This is a genomic window from Micromonospora musae, from assembly GCF_003626545.1.
Classification (GTDB): Bacteria; Actinomycetota; Actinomycetes; order Mycobacteriales; family Micromonosporaceae; genus Micromonospora; species Micromonospora musae.
The window spans coordinates 901266-920185 of sequence record NZ_RAZS01000001.1; the positions used below are offsets into that span (position 1 = coordinate 901266).

The following is an 18920-nucleotide window of genomic DNA, read 5'->3' on the forward strand; positions in this document are numbered from 1 at the left end:
CGCCCACCCTCCGTTCGCGACTGCGGGGCTCGCAAGCTCACTCCTCGCGCTCACTGCTTCACGCCGCCTTCCCAGGAGTAGAAGCCCTGGCCGGACTTCTTGCCCAGCCGTCCGGCGGCGACCATCTCCACCAGCAGCGGCGGCGGCGCGAACCGGTCCCCGTAGGCGGCCTGCAGGGTGCGGGCGATGTCCAGCCGGACGTCGAGCCCGACCAGGTCGGTCAGCTCCAGCGGCCCGATGGGGTGCCGGTAGCCGAGCACCATCGCCTTGTCGATGTCGGCGGGGCTGGCCACTCCGTCGGCGACCATCCGGATCGCCTCCAGGCCGAGCGTGACGCCGAGCCGCGAGGTGGCGAAGCCCGGCATGTCGCGTACGACGACGGGGTCCTTGCCGAGCCGACCGGCGAGCGCGACGGCCGCCGCGGTGGTCTCCTCGGTGGTGGCCGGGCCGACCACGACCTCGAGCAGGGCCATCGCCCAGACGGGGTTGAAGAAGTGCAACCCGACGAAGCTCTCCGGGCGGGTCAGGTCGGCGGCGAGCGCACCGATGGCGATGCTCGACGTGTTGCTGCCCAGCAACGCCGGACGCAACGTCTCGGCGTCACGCAGCACCGCGCGTTTGAGGTCGAGCCGCTCCGGCACCGCCTCCACCACCACGTCCGGCCCCTCGGCCGCCTCGGCGAGGGCGGCGCGCAGCGTCACCCGGGCGCGGTTCGCCTCCGCCTGGTCGGCGGTGAGCTTGCCGCGCTCGACCGCCCGCTCCCACAGCCCGCCGAGCCGGGCGACGGCCGCCGCGCCCCGGTCGGCGTCGACCTCCACCAGCTCGACGGCGTATCCGGCGCCTGCCGCCACGTACGCGATGCCGAGCCCCATCGTGCCGGCTCCGATCACGACGAACCGATCGCTCACCATGCCTCCCCGCTGCGCCCGACGGCGGCGCGGGGATCACCCGCGACCGACGGTCCGCTCCACTGCCTCATGGTGCGACCCTAAGAGCCCCGATCGCGGCGCCCCGCGTGGGGGCGCGGCGGATCGGGTACGAGAGTGCCGTCAACTTCAGGGAAGGACCAGCCGATGACTGAGGCAACCAAGGGCGTCGCGGACGCGGAGACCACCGAGACGGTGGAGACCCGGGGGAACGAGCGGGTCGACCTGCTGCGTGCGGACACCAACAACGACGGCCGGACCGACGTGTGGGTGGCCGACACCGACGGCGACGGGAAGGCCGACCTGTTCCAGTTCGACACCGACCACGACGGCGCGGTGGACGTCACCATGGTGGACCTCGATGAGGACGGCACCCCGGACGAGATCGTCGACGGCGACGGCGGCATCCCGCCGGAGCCGCTGCCCCCGACCGTCCAGGTCTGAGTCACCGGGCAGGCCGGCGGCGGAGCCCTCGTCCAGATCAGCCGAGCGCCGAGGGTTCCGTCGCAGGTCAGGCCCTTCTCGACTGGTACGCGGCGCGCCGTGACACGGTTCGGGCTATCCGGTCGGTCAGTCAGCCGTACGGCCTTATCCTGGCGGCGTGGAGATGCTGGATCGCCTCTCGGCGGAGAAGTACATCCTGCTCACGACGTTCCGCAGGGACGGTCGGGCGGTCTCGACTCCGGTCTGGTCGGTGCGCGACGGCGACGGCCTGGCGGTCTGGACGGCTGCGGATTCCGGCAAGGTGAAGCGAATCCGCAACAACGGCACGGTGACCGTGGGGCCGTGCGACGTACGGGGGCGCCCGCAGGGCAGCTCGGTGCCGGCTCACGCGAGCCTCTACGACCACGCGGGCAGCCTTCGGATCCGTGGCCTGCTGAAGCAGAAGTACCGCCTGCTGGGCCGGCTCACGCTGTTGGGCAGCCGGTTCCGCCGGGGCGAGGCCGGCACGGTCGGCATCCGGATCACCTTGACCGAGGCATGAACACGAGTAAGGGCGGCGGACCGAGGTCCACCGCCCTTACTCGTCGACACGTGGTGCCGGCTCAGTCTCCCTGGCGCTGCTGGGGAATCTGCCCCTGCAGCAGGGCCCTGACCTCCGACTCGCGGTACCGGCGGTGACCGCCGAGGGTGCGGATGGCGGACAGCTTGCCCGCCTTGGCCCACCGGGTCACCGTCTTCGGGTCGACACGGAACATCGACGCCACCTCGGCCGGTGTGAGTAGCGGCTCTGGTTCGTGCGTTCGCGATGCCATCGGTCACTCCTCCACATGTATAGACATCGGCCGGGGTCCCGCCGGCCGACGCGTCTCCCATGGTCCGGCTAGTCCCCGATGTCCGACATGGGCCGAACGGCCGAACGTCCCTAGACGGACGGATGAACCATGCCCGATTTATGCGACTTTTATGCGGCAGAAAGTACCTTATTCGGACTCATGATCACGGTTCGTGAAGCATCAACTACGAGCACTCCTCGCCTTGGGAGCGCTCTGTGACTGATATGTCTTAGTTGCATCTCTCCAGCAACTGCACGGCCCGCCACCGCGCGACCAGCTTGTCGTACGCGGCCGACGCCTCCTCGGCCTCACCCCGGGAGAGCCCGGCCAGACCCGCCGCGACCAGCTCCGGCGAGTCGTCGGCGGAGAGCGTCTCGTCCGGCAGCAGCTCGACCAGGCCGCCGTAGTCCAGCTCCACCATCGACCGCGGGTGGAACTCCTCCAGCCAGCGAGCGGCCTCCTCGACCGCCTCGGTGATCGGCGCCTCACCGACGGACTTGCGCAACACCGCCAACGCCCGCGACGACCGCCGCCGCGCGTTGGAGATCTCCGTCCGGTAGCGCAACGCCCGCCGGCCCGGGCCGGTGACCAGCTCCCGCTCCTCGGGGTCGAACAGGACGAACCACCGCAGCGGCACTCCCCAGGTGGCGATCTGCTCGTGCAGCCGGGGCACACCGTGCTCCAGCACCCGGGCGCCGCTGCGCCAGTCGTCCACCACCGCTTTGGCCTGGCCGGCGAGCACCGGGGGCACGAAGGCGTCGGCGAGCACCGGCGGAACACCGTCCCGGGCGCTGAGCGCCGCCTCGGCCACCCGGATCCGCAGGTTCCACGGGCAGACCAGCAGCGTCTCCTCCGTCTCCAGGACGTACGCCTCCTCGGGCAGGTCCGGCAGGCGCGTCCAGCCGGCGCCGAGCGCCTCGATCACCGCCGTCCGCTGCCGGCCCGGCCCCTCAACCGGGGCGACCGCCCGCCCTTCGGACACGTATCGCCGCCAGTACGACTGGCGATCCCGGTCGAAGGCGGTCAGCGGCTCGTACACGCGCAGGTAAGAAGCGAAGAGCGACGGCACGGCGCGATCCTCCCATGAACACCGCCCTCACCGCGGCCAGCGCCCACCAGCACGCCGTGGGCGAGAGGCTGCCGGCGGCCGATATTAGGCTCAACTCACCGGCAGTATCCCCGCCGGCGTCCGTCAGGTCCGCGTCCCACAAGGACGCACCGAAACCAGGAGCCAGTCATGGGCGTATTCGCCAGCACCGACGACCCCGGATCGACCGGGCACGAAGAGGTCGTCTTCTGCCAGGACAAGCAGACCGGCCTCAAGGCGATCATCGGGATCTACTCCACCGCGCTGGGGCCCGCGCTCGGCGGCACCCGCTTCTACCCGTACGCGAACGAGGAGGCCGCCCTCGCCGACGTGCTGGACCTGTCCCGGGGCATGGCGTACAAGAACGCGCTCGCCGGGCTGGACCTAGGCGGCGGCAAGGCTGTCATCTGGGGTGACCCGGAGCAGATCAAGTCGGAGGCGCTGCTGCGCGCGTACGGCCGCTTCGTCGAGTCGCTGGGCGGGCGCTACTACACCGCGTGCGACGTCGGCACCTACGTGCCGGACATGGACGTGATCGCCCGGGAGACCCGCTACGTGACCGGCCGCAGCGTCGAGCACGGCGGCGCCGGTGACTCCTCCATCCTGACCGCCTGGGGCGTCTTCCAGGGCATGCGGGCGGCCGCCGAGCACGTCTGGGGCGCGCCCACGCTGCACGGCAAGCGGGTCGGCGTGGCCGGCCTGGGCAAGGTCGGCAAGTACCTGGTCGGGCACCTGCTCGACGACGGCGCCGAGGTGGTGGCCACCGACGTCAACCCGCGGGCGCTCGAGTGGGCTCGGACTACCCACCCGCAGGTCACCCTGCTGGACGACATCTCCCTGCTGGTCGCCTCGGACCTCGACGTGTACGCCCCCTGCGCGCTCGGCGGAGCGCTGAACGACGAGACCGTGCCGGCCCTGCGGGCGAAGGTGGTCGCCGGTGCGGCGAACAACCAGCTCGCGCACTCCGGGATCGAGAAGCTGCTGGCCGATCGGGGCATCCTCTACGCGCCGGACTACGTGGTCAACGCCGGTGGTGTGATCCAGGTCGCCGACGAGATCGAGGGCTTCAACTTCGAGCGGGCCAAGATGCGGGCCACCCGGATCTACGACACCACCCGGGAGATCCTCAAGCTCGCCGACGCCGAGGGGGTCCCGCCGGCGGTGGCGGCGGACCGGTTGGCCGAGCGGCGGATGGCCGACGTGGGCCGTCTGCGCACGATCCACCTGCCCTGAGCCCGGTGTCCGGGGGCGGAGCGGGTCCGATCCGCCCCCGGCAGGCCCCGAACCGTACGGCGGGCCGTTACGCTGAGGCCGAGGTCAGTTTCGTGGCGTTTTGCCCGGTGTCACGGGCGCTCACGATTCCGCTCCTTACCGGGTACACTGGGTGACGGCCGGACCACCGCGACGCGCAGGGCCGGTAGACGGTAACCCGAGGTGCCGAACGGTGGCATCCCCATGTACCGTAAGAGCCACGAGAGATGCCTGACGTCATCGGGGCCCGCCTTCGGGCTGCCCCGCATTCTGTGCGAGGGGGTCGAGCCATGGGGCGCGGCCGTGCTAAGGCCAAGCAGACGAAGGTGGCGCGGGAGTTGAAGTACCACTCCCCGAACACCGACCTCACCGCCTTGCAGCGTGAACTGGCGGGTGCTGGTAAGTCTGAGCACAACTTCGACGACGACTACAAAGAGTATGTCGACGACGATGATGAGGATCACGCGGACGACGACCCGGATCCCTGGGTCCGTCCGACCCGCTGACCTCTCGACGCAGCTGAGCACGCGGTAGCCCCGCGTGCTCACGCATGTGCCCGCTCGCAGCGGTGTAATGACCGACGATCAGGGACCTGCCGTGCCGACACGCCGGACAGGCCCCTGATCCCGGTATCGCGCTTATCAGCGCGGCCGGTTGTTCCAGTTGTAGAACGTCGGGATGTTCTCGAAGTGGTTCCAGGCGCAGACAGCGCCCGACTCACTCGCCCCCGCCACCTCCGACCGGAGCTGACGCGCGGTCTCCGCCTCGCGCAGCAGAGCGTTGAGCCCCGGGGCGGCGTCCCGCACCCGCTCGGCAACCCCTGTGGGAGCGGCAACCCCCGCGCGCTCAGGCTGCCGGTGACTGGTGGTCTCGGGCATGCTCCAACACTCCCTCCAATAGGCGGATCTTGCTGTTGCGGCAGTGCTCGGTCTCCGTACCGTCGAAACGCCCCAGCTCGAAGTAGCGGTTGGCGGCGTGGCCACCACCACAGAAGCCGAAGTAGGGACAGCTGGAGCGGCACGCCTCGACACCGTCGAGGAACTCGCCCACCCAGGGCGTCCGCTCCGCGCCGGCCAGGATCTCGGCCAGCGGGGTCTCCAGCACGTTGCCGCTGCTGAAGTCGTCGTACCTCGGGTCGGTGAAGCCGGCCAGCTCCGGGGAGAGCACGGTGACCGAGCCGTCGTGCCCGATCGTGGGGATCGGATCCAGCTGACGGGGCAGCACATCGTCCGCCACACCGTCCAGGACCGCCGCCGCGTACCGCAGGGTCCACTCGACCTCGCGCAGGTGGATCCGGGGCTCCCGACGCCACGCCGCCACCAGCTCGGCCCAGAAGGCCGTCACATCGGCCGCCTCGTGCGCGTTGTCGCGGGTGTTGACTCCCTCGGTCTCCTCGATGTTGACGCCGAGCACGTCACAGCCCAGGTCGAGGAAGTACTCGTACAGCTCCGCGGCGAGCCCGGGCGTCGGACGGGAGACGACCGCGAGCGCGGAGAAGGGCAGCCCGCGCCGGCGCAGTGCCGCCACCCCGCGCAGGATCCGGTCGTACGCCGGCCGGCCGCCCCGGGTGACCCGGTCACCGTTGCGCTCCCGGGGGCCGTCCACGCTCACGCTCACCCGCACCTGGTGAGCCACGAAGAAGTCGCACCACTCGTCGTCGATGAGCGTCGCGTTGGTCTGCACGTGGTGCTCGACCCGAGGATCGAACGGCGCCAGCAGCGCCGCCAGGTGCTCCCGGCCGGCCGCCAGGGGCTCACCGCCGTGCCACACCACCGAGAACCGCCCGGAGGCCGACCACGGGTTTACCGACGCGGCCACCGCCTCGGCCACCGAGACCGGCATCCGCCGGTCGGCGGCCCGCAGCGGCAGGTAGCAGTAGGCGCAGTCCAGATTGCAGAGAGTGGTCGGCTGCATCACGACGTACGACGGAACGGCGGCCACGCCGCGCATCCCGCTGGACGACGATTCCCGAGCAGCCATCGACCTCCCTTGCCTGGCATGAGGGTGCCCTACAGGCTAGGCGGCGATGGCTACTCGGGTGAACCCCTGATCAGGTGGTCGTATGATCAGCGGAGCGTGATCAGCCGCGGGTGTGCTGGCCGATCATCTGAACGTTTCCGGTGCCCTCGATGATCTCGCCGGCCTGCCACGCCTCGACCCCGCGACCGGTCAGCGTGGCCAGGGCGCGGTCGGCGTCCTCGGCGGAGACGATCGCGAACATGCCGACGCCCATGTTGAACGTCGCCTCCATCTCCGGGTCCTCGATCCGACCCTTCGACTGGACGAGGTCGAAGATCGGCTGCGGACGCCACGTGGAGCGGTTCACCACCGCGTCGACGTTCTCCGGCAGGATCCGCACCAGGTTGCCCGGGATGCCGCCGCCGGTGACGTGGGCGAACGCCCGCACCTCGGCCTCGGCGATCAGCTTGAGGCAGTCCTGCGCGTAGATCTTGGTCGGGGTGAGCAGCTCCTCGCCGAGGGTGCGCTGCCGGCCGAAGTCGTCGATCACCACGTCGAGCCGCATCCGCCCCGCGCCGAGCAGGACGTGCCGGACCAGCGAGTATCCGTTCGAGTGCAGGCCGGAGGAGCGCATGGCGATCACCACGTCGCCCACCTCGACCCGCTCCGGGCTGAGGATCTCGCTCTCCTCGACCACGCCCACACCGGTGGCGGAGATGTCGTACTCGTCGGGGCGAAGCACACCCGGGTGCTCGGCCGTCTCACCGCCGAGCAGCGCGCAGCCCGCGTAGCGGCAGCCGTCCGCGATGCCGGCGCCGATCTCGGCGACCTTGTCCGGCACCACCTCGCCGGTGGCGATGTAGTCCAGCAGGAAGAGCGGTTCCGCGCCGCAGGCGACCAGGTCGTCGACGACCATCGCGACCAGGTCGATGCCGACCGTGTCGTGGATGTCCATCTGCTGGGCGATCACCAGCTTGGTGCCGACACCGTCGGTCGACGAGGCGAGGATCGGGTTCTTGTACTTCTTCGTGTCCAGCCGGAAGAGGCCGGCGAAGCCGCCCAGGTCGCCCAGCACCTCGGGCCGCCGGGTCTGCCGCACCTTGGACTTGAGCAGCTCGACGGCGCGGTCGCCCGCCTCGATCGACACGCCCGCGTCGGCGTACGAGGCCGAGCGTTTGCGCGCCTGGCGTCCGGCACCCGCCGTCCAGGGCTGGCGGTCGCCGCCGGCTCCGGTCGGGCTGGTACCTGCGCCACTGCGCTCGGACACGTGCGTCACGGTTCTCCCCTTTGTGTTTCTGGCGCCGCCGTTGCGGTGGCGACGCCCCGTGGTGCTACGGGCGTTGGACGGAAGCGCCGCTCGGAGTGGCGACGAGCGGAGAGGTGGTGTGCTCCGGGGCGTCCGGGGCGCTGGCGGCGACCCGACGACCCACCCCTTCGAGCACGTGCTTGCCGATCAGGTTGCCCGCCGGCAGCTCGATGGGGTACTCCCCATCGAAGCACGCCCGGCAGAGCCGGGTCTTCGGCTGCTCGGTCGCGGCGATCAGACCGGACAGCGAGACGTACCCCAGCGTGTCGGCGCCGATCGAACGCCGGATGCCATCGTTGTCCAGCCCGTTGGCCAGCAACTCGGCGCGGGTGGCGAAGTCGATGCCGTAGAAGCAGGGCCAGCGGACCGGCGGCGACGAGATTCGCACGTGCACCTCGAGGGCGCCCGCCTCGCGCAGCATCCGCACGATGGCCCGCTGCGTGTTGCCCCGCACGATCGAGTCGTCGACGACCACGATCCGCTTGCCCCGGACGTTCTCCCGCAGCGGGTTCAGCTTGAGCCGGATGCCGAGCTGCCGCAGGGTCTGCGACGGCTGGATGAAGGTCCGCCCGACGTACGGGTTCTTCATCAGGCCCTGGCCGTAGGTGATCCTGGACTCCTCCGCGTAACCGATCGCGGCCGGCGTACCGGACTCCGGAACGGGAATGACCAGGTCGGCGTCGACCGGGTGCTCCCGGGCCAGCTGACGGCCGATCTGCACCCGGGCGGAGTGCACGTTGCGGCCGGCGATGGTGGCGTCCGGGCGGGCGATGTAGACGTACTCGAAGAGGCAGCCCTTCGGCTCGGGCGCGGCGAACCGGGTCGAGCGGAGGCCGTCCTCGTCGATGGCGATCAACTCACCCGGCTCGACCTCGCGGACCACGCTCGCGCCGACGATGTCGAGCGCGGCGGTCTCGCTCGCCACCACCCAGCCACGCTCGAGGCGGCCGAGCACCAACGGGCGTACGCCGTGCGGGTCGCGAGCCGCGTAGAGCGTCGACTCGTCCATGAAGACGAAGCTGAACGCGCCCCGCAGCTGCGGCAGCACCTCCAGCGCGGCCGCCTCGACGGAGAGATCCGGCCGGCTGGCCAGCAGCATGGTCACCAGGGAGGTGTCGTTCGTCGAACCGTCGGTGGCGACACCCCGCTCGGTCACCTCCCGCTGGAGCTCCGCGGTGTTGACCAGGTTGCCGTTGTGCGCCAGCGCGATCGTGGTGCCGGAGGTGGTCGAGCGGAGGGTCGGCTGGGCGTTCTCCCAGGTCGAGCCGCCGGTCGTCGAGTAGCGGGCGTGCCCGATCGCCACGTGCCCGCGCAGGCTGGCCAGCGTCGGCTCGTCGAACACCTGCGCGACCAGGCCGAGGTCCTTGTAGACCACCACGCCCGAGCCGTCGCTGACCGCGATGCCGGCCGCCTCCTGGCCACGGTGCTGAAGAGCGTAGAGGCCGAAATAGGTCAGATTGGCGACTTCTTCCCCCGGAGCCCAGACTCCGAAGACGCCGCACGCGTCCTGGGGGCCCGGTCGCTGGGGGTCAAGGTCGTGGCTCAGCCGGCCGTCGCCTCGGGGCACCTGCCGCTCCCTCTTGCTGGGGTCTGTCGGGCCTGGCGGGATCACGGGTGGGATCCGCACCCTCGGCCGCGACCACTGGTTTCGCCTGACAGTGTACGCGAATAGCAGTCAATACAGAAAGTCACGAAAAGCGTGCGACCCGTTACCGGCCCCGCTCGTCCGCGCAGCTAGAGCGGCAGATGGGGGCTGAGATCCGCTCGGATACCGCTCACCCGTACGCGACCCTCCGTAACCGCCTCCGCCCAGTCGAGCCGGCCGGTGGCGACCGCCAGCCAGGTCTGCGGGTCCATCTCCACCACATTCGGCGGGGTGCCGCGGGTGTGTCGGGGACCGGGCAGACACTGGATCGCGCCGTATGGTGGGACGCGCACCTCCACCGATCGGCCGGGGGCACGCTCCGCAAGGGCGGTCAGCAGCGTCCGGACCGCCTCCCGGAGGACCGGCCGTTCGGCGACGCGCCCCTGGTCGAGGGCCGACAACGCCGCCGCCACTGCGGCGGACTTAATGTGCGGAGAGGACACGACGGGACGATACGACCTCAGCCCATCAAGTCTGACGCTGGCCCTGGGTCGCGCCGGGACAGCCGGACAAGGCATAGTTGCCGACGGCGTATTCGAACCGTGATGATCCCCCGGCCCGGCACCCGCCGGAGCGGGAAGTCAGTCCGGAAGGCGGTGGACGTGTCAACACACCGACGTGCCTGGAAGCAGCGGGCCGGTGTGGTCGTAGCGCTGGTTACCGGCGCCCTAATCGCCCTCCCCGCCACACCAGCCCTGGCCGCGAAGATCACCTCGTCTGGTGACTCGGTCACCATCGACGCGGGCCGCAGCGGCAGCGTGCGGGTCGAGGTCTCGCCGGACGGTAACGAAGAGTCCGCGCAGATCAGCGTCAACGGCCTCCCGCAGGGAGTCAGCTGCACCGGCGGCTGCGGCACGATCGAATTCGAAGGAGGGCTGGGCGGGCCGAGACCCGCAACGGTCACCCTCACGTTGTCGGCGTCCGGCAACGCGCCGGCGGCGAACAACGCACAGGCGACGATCCGGGTCGAGGGCAACTCCTCCGACTCCAGGAACCTCCGGGTGACCGTCAAGGCGGCCGCGCCGCCCGCGGTGCAGACCGTGCGGTCGGTCTCCGGCAAGGTCGTGATCCAGGCGAACGGCAAGCCGGTGAAGGGCGCATACGTCGCACTTCAGGACAGCGGCGGCCACCGGTACGAGACCACCTCGGACAGCGACGGCAACTGGCGCTTCACCGGCACCAGCTCCAAGCCGATCACCCCGGGCCGGATCGACGTCGGCGCCAGCTTCGACGGGGTCCAGAAGGTCAACAGCTTCAACGCCGGGCCCAACCAGTCGATCAGCGGCCAGCGGATCAACCTGGCGGTCAAGGTGGAGGTGACGCCGAGCGCCACCCCGTCGGCCAGCGAGTCGGCCGTGCCCACCGAGGAGCCGACCGACGAGGCGACCGACGAGGCCACCGACGAGACGCCCGAGGCGACCGAGGGCGCGGCGGCCAACGCCTCGAACGAGGACTCGGGCGGCGGCTTCGGGCAGTACGTGATCATCCTGCTCGGCGGCCTGCTCGTCGCCGCGGGTGTGGGCACCATCGTGCTGCTCTGGATGAAGCGCAAGGAGAACCCGGACGACGCCGACGACGACGCTCCCGCCGGTGCGGGTGCCGTGCCGGCGGCCCGGGGCGGCGGCTTCCGCAGTGCCGACGACCAGACCCGGGTGGTCAACCGGGTCGGCGGTGGCCCGGACCCGACGATGGTCGCGGGCGGCGGCGCGGCGCTGAGCGAGGCGCCGACGATGATGCACCGTCCGGTCGTCGACGACGTACCTCCGGACCCGTACGGCGCGCCACCCTCGCAGGCGTACGGCGACGGCGGACCGGGCTGGTCCGGCAACGGGTACGGCGACGAGCCCGCCGGCTACGGCGCGGGCGGCTACGGCAACGCCCCCGCCTCGGGCGGCGGTTACGGTGCCGACGGTGGTTACGGCAGCACCCCCGGCTCGGGCGCCGGCTACGGCAACGCCCCGGGCTCGGGCGGCGGCTACGGTGCCGGTGCCGGCGACGCGGGTTACGGCGACGGCGGATACGGCAACGCCCCCTCGTCCGGCGAGGGCTACGGCAGCCGTGACTACGCTGCCCCGGCCGGCGGCGCCGGCTATCCGCCCGCCTCCGGCAACGCCGGGTACGGCGAGCAGCGCTACGACGAGCCGACCGGCCGCTACACGGGTGACAACAACACCCAGTACCCGGCGCCGGCCGACCCGTACGCCACGGGCGTCTACGAGCAGGGTCAGGGGCAGGGCTACGGCCAGCCGGACGCTGCGCCGTACGGCCAGGGCGCGGAGTCGACCGCCGGCTACGACCAGCGCGGCGGCTACAACCAGCAGGGCGGCGGGTACGACCAGCCGGCCGGCGGGTACGGCCAGCAGGGCGGCTACGGCCAGGAGCCGCCGACCCAGCGCGGCGGCTACGACGACCCCGGCTACGACCAGGGCGGCTACGGCCAGCCCGGTTACGGCCAGCAGGGCGGGTACGGCCAGGAGCCGGCGACGACGCACGGCGGCTACGGTCAGGAACCCCCGACCCAACGCGGCGGCTACGAGCAGGAGCCGCAGACCCAGCGCGGCTACGACGATCGTGGCTACGACCAGGGTGGCTACTACGGCGACCAGCAGCAGGGTGGCCGGAGCCGCGAAGGGGACCGGAGCGGTCGCCGGCTGGACTGGCTGGACGACTGAGCCGGCGGGCTCGCCGGTTCGCCGGTCGAGCCGACCCGGGGCGATGTGACAGCCGCCCCGGCAGAGCGACGAGAACGGGTCGTCCGGAGCAACCGGGCGGCCCGTTCTGCGTAGCTGACGGCCGGAACCGGATGGAACCCGCCCGGCGGGGCGGAACAGGTGGGCCGGTCCAGTGCGCGGTGAGCCACCCGGACCGCTGCGGAAAGCCGCGTGCCGGCACGCCGTCGGGCGGCCGGCGGACGAGCCGGCGCCGGGGCGGCGGTGACCGCTCAGGCGGCGGAGAAGACCCCCTGGCGCAGCACCGGCACCACGTCGGAGACGTCGACCTGCACCGCGACCTCCACGTCTCCGGCGAAGCCGCTCTCGGCGAGTTCCTTGCCGGAGACGCAGCCGCGGACCGCGGCGGGAACGTCGGGAGTGCTGGCCAACGCGGCGAGCGCCATGGCCGCCTCGACGGAGAGCCCACCCGGTACGCCGGAGAGGGCGTCCAGCACACTGGCCGCGCCGAGCTGGTCCTCCACGCCGGGGCGGAGTGAGCCGTCCGGCCAGCGTTCGCCGGCCGCGATCACGCCGACCGGCGCGGCCGTCGAGCCGTACCCCTGGCGGCGCAGCCATCGCCCGACGGCGCGGGCGTTACGCAGACAGGCCGCCACCACCGGCAGCCCGGTGGCGCTCGCCGCGGCGCTGATCGCCGAGCCGTTCGGCGACGGCAGCACCAGGTCGGCGACGACCGGAGCCGTGCTCAACGACGCCGGCGAGAGCGACCACGGCTGCTCCGAGCTGGTCTGCCGACGGCCCACCGCGACGGTGGCACCGATCCGGCTTCCGTACTCGGCGGCCTGCTCGCCCCACGGGAACGGGTGCACCCGCATCCCCCGGCTGACCGCCACCTCGACGGCGGTGGTGAACGAGAGGACGTCCACCACCACCAGCGCGGCGCAGACCCGGCCGAGCTCCGCCGCCCCGGTCAGGCCCCAGTCGAACCGGGCGCCGGATCCGGGTTGGGCGTAGACGGCCAACGCCAGCGCCTCAGCGCTCGTCAGGCGTCGTCGGCTGCTCGGTGTCACCGGAGTCGGTGTCGGACGCGGCACCGTCACCCGGCGTCTCGATCACGGCCGATCCGGCGGAGACGTCCGCCACCGGCGCGACCGGGCCGGCCGAGGCGATCGGTTCGGACTCGACGCTCTCCGGGTCGATCGGCGCCACCTCGGCGTTCGGGTCGCTGACCGGCAGCGGCACCGCCTCGACGGCGCCGGCCACCCCGGTCGCGGGGGCCGGCACCTCGACCGCCGCCGCACCGCCGAAGAGCCGCGGCAGGGTGCCGGTGTGGGCGCTCCGCAGCTCGTCCAGCCCGATCCGGAACTGGCCGTGCACCTCAAGGGCACCGCCGGTCGGGTCGGTGACGCCGATCCGCTCGGCCGGCACCCCGTGCTCCGCGCAGAGCGCCGTGAACGCCTTCTCGTGCCCGCGCGGCACCGAGACCAGCACCCGCCCGGCGGACTCGCTGAACAGGTAGACGAACGGCATCGAGCCGCCGGTGAACTGCTCCGGGAGCGCGATCCGGGCGCCGACCCCGCGACGCAGGGTGGACTCGACCAGGCTCTGCGCGAGCCCACCGTCGGAGAGGTCGTGCGCCGAGCTGAGGTGACCGACCCGGGCCGCCGCCGCCAGCAGGTCCGCCAGCGCCTTCTCCCGGGCGAGGTCGACCTGCGGTGGGATCCCGCCGAGGTGCTCGTGGGTCACCCAGGCCCACTCCGAGCCGGAGAGCTCGACGTGCGTCTCACCGAGCAGGTAGAGGTGGTCGTGGTCACCCTCGGGCCGGGGCACGAAGCCCATCGGCACCCGGTCGGCCACGTTCTCCAGCACACCGAGCACGCCGACCACGGGGGTCGGGTGGATGGCCGCGGCGCCGGTCTGGTTGTAGAAGCTGACGTTGCCACCGGTCACCGGGATGCCCAGCTCGGCGCAGCCGTCCGCGAGGCCGCGGACGGCCTCGGCGAACTGCCACATCACCGCCGGGTCCTCGGGGGACCCGAAGTTCAGGCAGTTGGTGACCGCGATCGGCGTCGCGCCGGCCACTGCCACGTTCCGGTACGCCTCGGCCAGCGCGAGCTTGGTGCCGTGGTACGGGTCGAGGCGGGCGTAGCGGCCGTTGCCGTCCACGGAGAGCGCCACCCCGAGCCCGGTGCGCTCGTCGATGCGGATCACGCCGGAGTCCTCCGGCTGGGCGAGCACGGTGTTGCCCAGCACGTACCGGTCGTACTGCTCGGTGACCCAGGTCTTGTCGGCCAGGTTCGGCGAGGCGATCATGCGCAGGACGGTCTCCCGCAGCGCCTCCGGGTCGGTCGGGCGCGGCAGGGTCTCGGCCCGGTCGGCCTGGAGCAGGATCAGGTCGGCCGGCTCCCGCATGGGGCGGGCGTAGACCGGACCGTCGTCGACCAGCGAGCCCGGCGGCACATCGACCACCAGCTGGTCGCGCCAGGTGATGACGAGTCGGCCCGGCTGGCCGTCCGGCGCCGGCGCGGTGACCTCGCCGATGGCGGTCGCCCAGACGCCCCACTTCTCGGCGGTCTTGAGCACCGCGTCGAGCTTCTCCGGCTCGACGACCAGCAGCATCCGCTCCTGCGACTCGCTGGCCAGGATCTCGTGCGGCTCCATCGAGGGCTCGCGCAGCGGAACCCGCTCCAGCCAGACCCGCATGCCGGTGCCGGCCGCCGCGGCGGTCTCGGTGAGCGCGCAGGTCAGACCCGCGCCGCCCAGGTCCTGGATACCGACGACCAGTTCGGCGTCGTACAGCTCCAGGCAGGCCTCGATGAGCAGCTTCTCCATGAACGGGTCGCCGACCTGGACGGACGGGCGACGCTCCTCGCTGCCCTCGTCGAAGGTGGCGCTGGCCAGCACCGACACACCGCCGATGCCGTCCCGGCCGGTCTTGGCGCCCATCAGGACCACCACGTTGCCGGGGCCCGCGGCGGCCTTGTTCTGCAGCCGGTTGACCGGCAGCACGCCGAGGCAGAGCGCGTTGAGCAGCGGGTTGCCCTGGTAGGACGGGTCGAAGACCAGCTCGCCGCCGATGTTCGGCAGGCCGAGGCAGTTGCCGTAGCCGCCGACGCCAGCGACCACGCCGGTGAGCACCCGCGCGGTGTCCGGGTGATCGGCCGCGCCGAAGCGCAGCGGGTCCATGACCGCGACCGGGCGGGCGCCCATGGCCAGGATGTCGCGGACGATACCGCCGACGCCCGTGGCCGCGCCCTGGTACGGCTCGACGAAGCTCGGGTGGTTGTGCGACTCGACCTTGAAAGTGACGGCCAGCTCGTCGGAGACCTGCACCACGCCGGCGTTCTCACCGATGCCGGCGAGCAGCCGCTCGCTCGGCGGAGCCTTCTCGCCGAACTGACGCAGGTGCACCTTGCTGGACTTGTAGGAGCAGTGCTCGCTCCACATGATCGAGTACATGGCCAGCTCGGCCTGGGTGGGCCGCCGGCTGAGGATCTGTCGGATTCGGTCGTACTCGTCGTCCTTGAGGCCGAGCTCGGGGTACGGCTGGAGTTCGCCCGGGGTGCCCGCGGCGCGCGGGACGGTGTCCACGCCGTCGGTCCACGCGGCGGGGGCCGGCTGGGCCGGAGCGGTCGGCGGCACGGCGGTGGCCGCGTCCGGCTCCGCCGCCTGAGGCGCAGCGGCCGGGAAGGCCTCCGGTGTCTCGCGTACCGGATCCGGATGGGTGGTCATGACCTCTCCTCGCTGCGCTCGTGGCCGCCCGCCGGGCGGTTGAGCTGACCGATGATCCTGTCGCCGACGGTCACGCCGGCGCCCCTACCAGGTGCTTGAGGGCGGAGGTGAAGAAGCCGAGGCCGTCCAACGAGGGGCCGGTGAGCTCCTCGACGGCGTGCTCCGGGTGGGGCATGATGCCGACCACGTTCCCGGCCTCGTTGGTGATCGCGGCGATGTCACGCTGCGAGCCGTTCGGGTTGCCACCGAGGTAGCGCGCCACCACCCGACCCTCGGCCTCGAGCTGGTCCAGCGTCGCGGCGTCGGCGACGTAGCAGCCCTCGCCGTTCTTGACCGGGATCAGCACCTCCTGGCCCGGCTGGAACGCGTTCGTCCAGGCGGTGCCGACCGTCTCGATCCGCAGGACCTGATCCCGGTTGCGGAAGTGCAGGTGCTGGTTGCGGGTGAGCGCGCCGGGCAACAGGTGCGCCTCGCAGAGGATCTGGAAGCCGTTGCAGATGCCGAGCACCGGCAGGCCACCGCGGGCCGCGTCGACGATCGACTCCATCACCGGGGCGAACCGGGCGATCGCGCCGCAGCGCAGGTAGTCGCCGTAGGAGAAGCCGCCCGGGAGGACGACCGCGTCGACCCCGTGCAGAGCGGGATCGCCGTGCCAGAGCCGGACCGGCTCGGCGCCGGCGATCCGCACGGCGCGGGCGGCGTCCCCGTCGTCGAGCGAGCCGGGGAAGGTGACGACGCCGACTCGCGCGGTCACGACCGGGTGCCCGCAGTCTCGTCGGCCTCGACCAGGCGGACGGTGAAGTCCTCGATGACCGGGTTGGCGAGCAGCTTGTCGGCGATCTCCCGGGCCCGGTCCAGGTCCGGTTCACCGGTGAACTCGATCTCGATCCGCCGACCGATCCGGACCGAGGCGACGTCGCTGACGCCGAGCCGCGGCAGCGCGTTTGCGACGGCCTGGCCCTGCGGATCGAGGATCTCGGGCTTGAGCATGACGTCGACGACGACGCGAGGCACTGGGCACTCCTGACTGTGTACGCAGTTGGGTGCCGACCCACTAGGGCGTGTGTCGAAGTCCTCGGTCGAGCCGAGGCGGAGTCCAGGCGGCGCTCCGGCAAGGCGGGGATTCGTTCGGATACCGGTGTTGTATCCGGACGAAGCGCCGACGCCGCCGGTCGTCATCTGGGCCCGCCGCAGGCCGGCCAGGGACTTTGACACACGCCCTATGGGCGAGCGCAGCCAGCCTACCTGGCAGATGGCGGTGCGCCCGCACCGGCCGGGCCGCGCCCCGGCCACGCTCCGGACAACTCCCCGACAGACGTGGCGTGGAACACGCCGCCGCTCCCGGCACGGCCCTCACCAGGGCATATACGACTCACGCTATGGCCGAATCGTTATGGCGCAGAGTCCAAAAGGAAATCTTGAAAACGTGTTCCGCTGCCCCTACTCTACATCGACAGAGCTCGATGATACGGCGGCCTGGGATCCCGCGCCGCCGGTTGCCCCCGCCCGGCGACCCCCGGGTACCATCTCCCCCAAGGAGTCCACCCCATGCGCATCCGCTCCCTGCTCGTGGCGATCAGCACGGCGATGATCGGCGTCGTCGGCGCCGCCTCCGGCGCGACCGCGGCCCCGGCGGGCCCCCAGCCCATCATCGGCGGCGGCACCGTCTCGTCCGCCCCGTGGGCCGCCGCGGTGCTCAGCAACGGCTCGTTCACCTGCTCCGGCAGCGTGATCGCCTCGCAGTGGGTGCTCACCGCCCGGCACTGCATCAGCGGCACGATGTCGGTCCGCATCGGCAGCGTCAACCGCACCTCCGGCGGCGTGACCCGCACCGTCTCGGCCACCTACACCCGCTACGACCTGGCCCTGATGCGCCTCTCCAGCGCGGTGAGCACCTCCACCGTGACCCTGGCCACCAGCAACCCGCCCATCGGCTCGACCAACTCGATCTACGGCTGGGGCATGACCTGCTACAGCGGCTGCTCGGCGTCGACCGTGCTGAAGACCGCCAACGTGCAGGTGACCAGCAACAGCGCCACCGACGCGTACGGCGGCCAGGCGATCCGCAGCTCGCGGATCAACGGCAACGCGTGGCGGGGCGACTCGGGCGGCCCGCAGTTCTACAACGGCCGGCAGGTCGGCGTCGCCTCCACGGCCGACGGCGTGAACATCCAGAACTACGGCAGTGTCGCGTACAACCGGTCCTGGATCACCTCGGTGGCCGGTGTCTGACGGTTAGCGCCCCGGGCGGCGCGGATGGTCGGCGAAGCGTCGACCGTCCGCGCCGCGCGGTTTTTCAGCATCCGATCAGGTGAACAAGGCTCGCGATCGGGGTATCGCTCGCCCTGACAGCATCGGAACCGTGCTGGTCGTGACGACGGACCAACTGCCCGGCTACGAGATCCGCCAGATCCTCGGCGAGGTGGTCTCCTCGATGGCAAGGACCAGGAACCCGTACCGCGAGGGTGTCAAGAACCTGCGCGGTGGCGCGTACGACCCGTTGGCGCCGGACAACCTCACCCGGTGGCGTACGGACTCGGTGGCCCGGCTCGGCGAGGAGGCCCGCCGGATCGGCGCCAACGCCGTGATCGGCATGCGGTTCGACAGCCGGGACTGCGGCGAGATGTGGATGGAGATCTGCGCGTACGGGACGGCGGTGATCGTCGTACCCAAGGTGCCCGACGTCATGCCGGCCGATCAGCCGCTGGTCGCCGCGGAGACCGCCCACGATCCGGCCATCGCGGAGGAACCCGGCGGGATCGCCGAACCGGCGAGTGCCCCCAACCTACGCACCGCCGCCGAAACCCCCACCCGCGACTCCTAACCCGCCAGCCCCTCCCACCCCGGCCCCGCTTTCCCGCCTCGTTGATCAAGAGGTTTGCGTCAGGTTGGAGATCGAACATGACGCAAACCTCTTGATCAACGAGGCAAGGCCGGGCGCTGGGGGCGGGGAGGGTCGGGGGTGGGGTGGGTGGGGGGGGTTAGAGGATGGGGGGTGGGGAGTAGGTGGCGGCCTGGGGGTGGGGAAGGAAAGAGGGCTAGGATTAGTGTAGGTCCTGGTGGTCGCC

General features: G+C 71.7%; 19 protein-coding genes. 7 read left to right on the forward strand and 12 right to left on the reverse strand.

The window, feature by feature from the left end; all coding sequences use genetic code 11:
* Window positions 1-50: 50 nt before the first annotated feature.
* The gene (locus D7147_RS04270; protein WP_120674005.1) at window positions 51-908 is read right to left on the reverse strand and encodes a 3-hydroxyacyl-CoA dehydrogenase family protein; all 858 of its coding nucleotides are present in this window, start codon (window positions 906-908) and stop codon (window positions 51-53) included.
* A gap of 165 nt (window positions 909-1073) precedes the next feature.
* On the opposite strand from D7147_RS04270, the gene D7147_RS04275 reads away from it, so the two are divergent.
* Together D7147_RS04275 and D7147_RS04280 are read left to right on the forward strand one after the other, a co-directional pair.
* Entirely contained in the window at window positions 1074-1370 is a 297-nt protein-coding gene (locus D7147_RS04275) for a hypothetical protein (RefSeq protein WP_120673879.1), read from the forward strand.
* A 157-nt stretch (window positions 1371-1527) separates the two neighbouring features.
* Window positions 1528-1911, forward strand: a complete 384-nt coding sequence (locus tag D7147_RS04280) for a PPOX class F420-dependent oxidoreductase (RefSeq protein ID WP_120673880.1) — start codon at window positions 1528-1530, stop codon at window positions 1909-1911.
* 61 nt (window positions 1912-1972) lie between these two features.
* Here D7147_RS04280 and D7147_RS04285 read toward each other — a convergent pair whose 3' ends face one another.
* Window positions 1973-2182 (reverse strand): BldC family transcriptional regulator, encoded by a 210-nt coding sequence (locus D7147_RS04285; RefSeq protein WP_007073996.1) that lies wholly within the window; start codon window positions 2180-2182, stop codon window positions 1973-1975.
* A gap of 250 nt (window positions 2183-2432) precedes the next feature.
* A complete protein-coding gene (locus D7147_RS04290; protein WP_120673881.1) occupies window positions 2433-3272 on the reverse strand; it encodes a hypothetical protein in 840 nt (279 codons plus the stop codon).
* Window positions 3273-3440: 168 nt separating this feature from the next.
* Between D7147_RS04290 and D7147_RS04295 the strand changes: the two genes are divergently transcribed.
* Together D7147_RS04295 and D7147_RS04300 are read left to right on the forward strand one after the other, a co-directional pair.
* On the forward strand, window positions 3441-4523 hold the full coding sequence (locus D7147_RS04295) for a Glu/Leu/Phe/Val family dehydrogenase (RefSeq protein ID WP_120673882.1): 1083 nt from the start codon (window positions 3441-3443) through the stop codon (window positions 4521-4523).
* A 308-nt stretch (window positions 4524-4831) separates the two neighbouring features.
* A complete protein-coding gene (locus tag D7147_RS04300) occupies window positions 4832-5047 on the forward strand; it encodes a DUF3073 domain-containing protein (protein WP_120673883.1) in 216 nt (71 codons plus the stop codon).
* 135 nt (window positions 5048-5182) lie between these two features.
* Here D7147_RS04300 and amcA read toward each other — a convergent pair whose 3' ends face one another.
* From amcA to D7147_RS32305, 5 genes are all read right to left on the reverse strand, one after another.
* Window positions 5183-5419, reverse strand: a complete 237-nt coding sequence (amcA, locus tag D7147_RS04305; RefSeq protein ID WP_120673884.1) for a multiple cyclophane-containing RiPP AmcA — start codon at window positions 5417-5419, stop codon at window positions 5183-5185.
* Entirely contained in the window at window positions 5388-6491 is a 1104-nt protein-coding gene (gene amcB / locus D7147_RS04310; protein ID WP_199716773.1) for a cyclophane-forming radical SAM peptide maturase AmcB, read from the reverse strand. Before amcB ends, amcA begins: the two co-directional genes overlap by 32 nt.
* A 130-nt stretch (window positions 6492-6621) precedes the next feature.
* The gene (gene purM / locus D7147_RS04315) at window positions 6622-7776 is read right to left on the reverse strand and encodes a phosphoribosylformylglycinamidine cyclo-ligase (RefSeq protein ID WP_120673886.1); all 1155 of its coding nucleotides are present in this window, start codon (window positions 7774-7776) and stop codon (window positions 6622-6624) included.
* A gap of 55 nt (window positions 7777-7831) precedes the next feature.
* Window positions 7832-9373: an amidophosphoribosyltransferase gene (gene purF, locus D7147_RS04320; RefSeq protein ID WP_120673887.1), complete on the reverse strand. Its 1542-nt coding sequence runs from the start codon at window positions 9371-9373 to the stop codon at window positions 7832-7834.
* Window positions 9374-9540: 167 nt separating this feature from the next.
* Window positions 9541-9864: a sterol carrier family protein gene (locus D7147_RS32305; protein ID WP_407663307.1), complete on the reverse strand. Its 324-nt coding sequence runs from the start codon at window positions 9862-9864 to the stop codon at window positions 9541-9543.
* A gap of 132 nt (window positions 9865-9996) precedes the next feature.
* Between D7147_RS32305 and D7147_RS04325 the strand changes: the two genes are divergently transcribed.
* Window positions 9997-12123: a carboxypeptidase-like regulatory domain-containing protein gene (locus tag D7147_RS04325; RefSeq protein ID WP_158609269.1), complete on the forward strand. Its 2127-nt coding sequence runs from the start codon at window positions 9997-9999 to the stop codon at window positions 12121-12123.
* A gap of 269 nt (window positions 12124-12392) precedes the next feature.
* Here D7147_RS04325 and D7147_RS04330 read toward each other — a convergent pair whose 3' ends face one another.
* The 4 genes from D7147_RS04330 to purS all read right to left on the reverse strand — a co-directional run bounded on the left by D7147_RS04330 (window position 12393) and on the right by purS (window position 16866).
* A complete protein-coding gene (locus D7147_RS04330) occupies window positions 12393-13142 on the reverse strand; it encodes a 2-phosphosulfolactate phosphatase (RefSeq protein WP_407663308.1) in 750 nt (249 codons plus the stop codon).
* Window positions 13143-13152: 10 nt separating this feature from the next.
* Window positions 13153-15852: a phosphoribosylformylglycinamidine synthase subunit PurL gene (purL, locus tag D7147_RS04335; RefSeq protein ID WP_120673889.1), complete on the reverse strand. Its 2700-nt coding sequence runs from the start codon at window positions 15850-15852 to the stop codon at window positions 13153-13155.
* Window positions 15853-15922: 70 nt separating this feature from the next.
* Window positions 15923-16606: a phosphoribosylformylglycinamidine synthase subunit PurQ gene (gene purQ / locus D7147_RS04340; RefSeq protein WP_120673890.1), complete on the reverse strand. Its 684-nt coding sequence runs from the start codon at window positions 16604-16606 to the stop codon at window positions 15923-15925.
* Window positions 16603-16866, reverse strand: coding sequence for a phosphoribosylformylglycinamidine synthase subunit PurS (purS, locus tag D7147_RS04345; protein WP_120673891.1), 264 nt, complete (start codon window positions 16864-16866; stop codon window positions 16603-16605). The genes purQ and purS overlap by 4 nt, the downstream gene beginning before the upstream one ends.
* Window positions 16867-17400: 534 nt before the next feature.
* Between purS and D7147_RS04350 the strand changes: the two genes are divergently transcribed.
* Both D7147_RS04350 and D7147_RS04355 read left to right on the forward strand, forming a co-directional pair.
* Entirely contained in the window at window positions 17401-18084 is a 684-nt protein-coding gene (locus tag D7147_RS04350; RefSeq protein WP_120673892.1) for a S1 family peptidase, read from the forward strand.
* 130 nt (window positions 18085-18214) lie between these two features.
* Window positions 18215-18676 carry a YbjQ family protein gene (locus tag D7147_RS04355; RefSeq protein ID WP_120673893.1) on the forward strand — a complete coding sequence of 154 codons (462 nt, stop codon included), beginning with the start codon at window positions 18215-18217 and terminating at the stop codon, window positions 18674-18676.
* Window positions 18677-18920: the final 244 nt, after the last annotated feature.

Bases quoted from the DNA above. Each gene is read 5' to 3' on its own strand.
- amcA (WP_120673884.1), bottom strand. From the start codon at position 5,419: ATGCCCGAGACCACCAGTCACCGGCAGCCTGAGCGCGCGGGGGTTGCC.
- purL (WP_120673889.1), bottom strand. From the start codon at position 15,852: ATGACCACCCATCCGGATCCGGTACGCGAGACACCGGAGGCCTTCCCG.
- D7147_RS04275 (WP_120673879.1), top strand. From the start codon at position 1,074: ATGACTGAGGCAACCAAGGGCGTCGCGGACGCGGAGACCACCGAGACG.
- D7147_RS04325 (WP_158609269.1), top strand. From the start codon at position 9,997: ATGATCCCCCGGCCCGGCACCCGCCGGAGCGGGAAGTCAGTCCGGAAG.
- D7147_RS04295 (WP_120673882.1), top strand. From the start codon at position 3,441: ATGGGCGTATTCGCCAGCACCGACGACCCCGGATCGACCGGGCACGAA.
- D7147_RS04300 (WP_120673883.1), top strand. From the start codon at position 4,832: ATGGGGCGCGGCCGTGCTAAGGCCAAGCAGACGAAGGTGGCGCGGGAG.
- amcB (WP_199716773.1), bottom strand. From the start codon at position 6,491: ATGCGCGGCGTGGCCGCCGTTCCGTCGTACGTCGTGATGCAGCCGACC.
- D7147_RS04350 (WP_120673892.1), top strand. From the start codon at position 17,401: ATGCGCATCCGCTCCCTGCTCGTGGCGATCAGCACGGCGATGATCGGC.
- D7147_RS04285 (WP_007073996.1), bottom strand. From the start codon at position 2,182: ATGGCATCGCGAACGCACGAACCAGAGCCGCTACTCACACCGGCCGAG.